Source organism: Arthrobacter sp. H5 (assembly GCF_000520595.1).
Lineage (GTDB): Bacteria > Actinomycetota > Actinomycetes > Actinomycetales > Micrococcaceae > Arthrobacter_D.
Genome location: NZ_KI915011.1, coordinates 25,925 through 27,697, shown reverse-complemented (window position 1 = coordinate 27,697; position 1,773 = coordinate 25,925). Strand labels below are relative to the sequence as shown.

The 1,773-nt window shown below is 63.0% G+C and carries 1 protein-coding gene; it reads left to right on the top strand.

Annotated elements, in window-relative coordinates:
- A partial coding sequence (locus Y708_RS29955; protein ID WP_173401527.1) for a fibronectin type III domain-containing protein occupies window positions 1-1,460 on the top strand: 1,460 nt, incomplete at its 5' end.
- Window positions 1,461-1,773: the final 313 nt, after the last annotated feature.

The window sequence follows — 1,773 nt, the reverse complement described above, 5'->3', positions numbered from 1 at the left end:
CGTATCAGGAGGGCAGCTCCCGGACGCTCCAGGCGGCGGTGTTTGCCGGCGACGTGGACCCGGGAAACATTGTCATTGTCCGGGAGATCATCGACGGCGCGAGGGATAGCGATGTTGACTCTGCGGTTTTCTCAGACTTCGAGATCAACTACACGGTCACCACCGTCCCACAGGGTGCAGAGGTTGGTTCGCCGGGCAGCGTAACAACGGTGACGCATCTTGACACGGTTGATCCCGAGGACGACACCCCTGGAGTCGAGGGTGAGGATGACGCCCTTTCCACTGACGGCGTCGATACCCTGCGCAATGTGGAGCAGCTCCTGTTCGCTGATTCACAGCCGCCGGCACGGGCCACCATTCTGTCGGCCAGCGCATCCAACGGAACAGCGACTGTGAACTGGGACGGCCCTGCGGGCTCAGCGGTCAGTGGATACCGGGTGAAGGTGCTCAACACCAAGGATCAGCAGATGGGCGCGTTGCGGGTCACGAACGGAGACGCGACCAGCCTGACCGTCACCGGCCTCACCAATGGGGTGGGATACAGATTCCAGGTTCAGGCGTTCAACGGGGCAGGAGGCGGCCCGTACTCGGCAGTCTCCAACACGGTTACTCCCGGGCCCGTTCTGCCCGGCGCACCAACCGTGGGAAGTCCAACAGGCGGGCGAGGCTCCGGCACAATCACCTGGGTTCCCGGTGCCGACGGCGGCTCGCCGGTCACCGGATTCACGGTGCGCGTGGTCGACGCCACCGGCAGTCAGGTCGGTGCGCTGAGGACGGCCCCGGGCACAGCAACCAGCCTGGACATGACGGGACTGCCCGCGGGAATCCAACTCCGCTTCCAGGTGGCTGCCGAGAATGCAGTGGGCACGGGCGCCTACTCCACGGTCTCGATACCGCTTGCGGCCACGCCGTCTCCATTCCCCGACGTGCGCCAGGACGGTGCGTTCTTCACGGAAATTGTGTGGCTGCTGGATCAAAAGATCACTACCGGCTACTTGGAGGATGGCACGTTTAGGCCGTTCCACCCGGTGAACAGGGACATGATGGCCGCGTTCATGTACAGATTTGTCGGTGAACCCGATTTTGTACCGCCCAAGGTCTCGCCCTTCAAGGACCTGCCCGTCGGAGGAAGGTTCTACAAGGAGATCACCTGGCTGGCAGCCCAGGGGATCACCACCGGATACCCCGACAGGACGTTCCGTCCCCACCTGGCCGTCAACAGGGACATGATGGCGGCGTTCATGTACAGGTTTGCTGATGAGCCTGACTTTGTTCCGCCCGGCTCGTCGCCGTTTTCGGACGTCCGGAAGAGCGGTGACTTTTATCAGGAGATCATGTGGCTGGCCTCCACAGAGATCACCACGGGTTACCCGGACAAGACGTTCAAACCGTTCACAGCCGTGAACCGGGACATGATGGCCGCGTTTATGTACCGCTTCCACAACCTCATCGCGCCCTAGCTTCCCGGCACGAAAGAGCAGGGGAGGCCCCGGAACCGATCAAGGATTCCGGGGCCTTTCTGTGTGCGCAGAGATCGGAGCCTCGAGACCTCCGTCACCGTCCGGTGGCGGAGGTTGGGACGGCTTAAAGGACGACGACGGCGGCACCTGAGTGCCGCCGTCGTCATGAGTTCCCTCAACCACCGCCGCGTCGCGGTGGTAGCCCCGAGGGTCACCCGTCCAGTTGATAACGGAGAATCTTCCAGTCAAAGCGGCGGATGAACGCCGCCATCGTGTCCCGGAGAACCGGCAGGTGCGGACGGAAGGTGCCATC